General features: G+C 26.0%; 1 protein-coding gene. It reads left to right on the forward strand.

Translation table 11 applies throughout. The annotated features are described in order from the left end of the window. Window positions 1-476: 476 nt before the first annotated feature. Window positions 477-1256: DnaD domain protein (locus tag HMPREF2937_RS03650; protein ID WP_142351398.1), on the forward strand; the 780-nt coding region annotated here is incomplete at its 3' end.

A 1256-nucleotide genomic window follows, 5' to 3' on the forward strand; every position in this document is an offset into this window, starting at 1 on the left:
TTGAGAAATAACCGCTAGGTTATCTCATCAACCGGATTTATTATAGAAGAAAAAATAATGTGTACCTATCTTAGAGTAATTTTAAAAGACCCGCTCACTTTAAATGTAAGCGGGTCTTTTGGGTGTTTTTACATGAAATCTAGCTATATTACTAGCATACCCTTAATTTTAATAAAAAAACTACATATATATTGATTATTTATTTCAATTATTACTATCCATTTCACATGATATGCAATATTTACAGCAATGAATACTGCATGATAATATATAATCATAGGAAAAGGACAACTATTGGTAGTAGTTGTCCTTAAGGTAATAAAACGGTTGCCAACGTTTATTTAATTCAAATTGTACTCTCATTATATAAAATATAATCCACACGTGCAAGTCTCAATATTATTAAATAAAATTGAAATGTTGTAAAAGTTTTATTACCTCTGTCCAATAAAATCAAATGGAAAGAGGTTTTCATTATGTCTAATAAATTCTATATAGAAGAACAGTATAAAGAACGTTTTTATCAATTACCAAAAGTGTTTTTCACAAATCCTATCTATAAAAATATATCAAACGATGCAAAAATTGCATATGCTATTCTTCGTGATCGACTAGAACTATCCATTTTGAATAAATGGGTAGACGCAGACAATGCAATCTATTTTATTTATACAAATGAAACTCTGGAAAACATTCTTAATGTAAGTAAACCTAAAGTAGTAAAAATCAAGAAAGAATTAGAGAATGCAAATTTATTGGAGCAAAAAAGACAAGGCCTTAATAAACCTAACATGCTTTATTTAATGAAACCTAATGTTACTAATGATGATATTTATCAATTACAACAAGATGAAAACATCGATAAAACTAGTAGTGACAAGGAAGTTAAAAATTTTAACTTCCAGAAGTTAAGTAATTTAACTTCAAGAGATAAAAGAATTTTACTTCAAGAAGTTAATGAAATTAACTCTAATGATACTGATATTAATGATACTGATATTAATGATACTGATATTACAACTACTACAAAAAAAGAAAACAGTCGTTGTAATATACTAAAATGCCTTCAAAAAATTAAATTAGAATTTAATATTCAAATAACATCAGCATATCAGAAAGAATTAATCCCATTATTAATGAAATTTGATGATTCAATTATTTACTATGCAATACAATACGCTTCAAAACATGGAAAAAACCCAAAAGTTTTTCTACTTAAAATTTTACAAAATTGGTCTGATAAGGGAATTAAGTCA

This window comes from Staphylococcus sp. HMSC061G12, assembly GCF_001838465.1.
Lineage (GTDB): Bacteria > Bacillota > Bacilli > Staphylococcales > Staphylococcaceae > Staphylococcus > Staphylococcus simulans.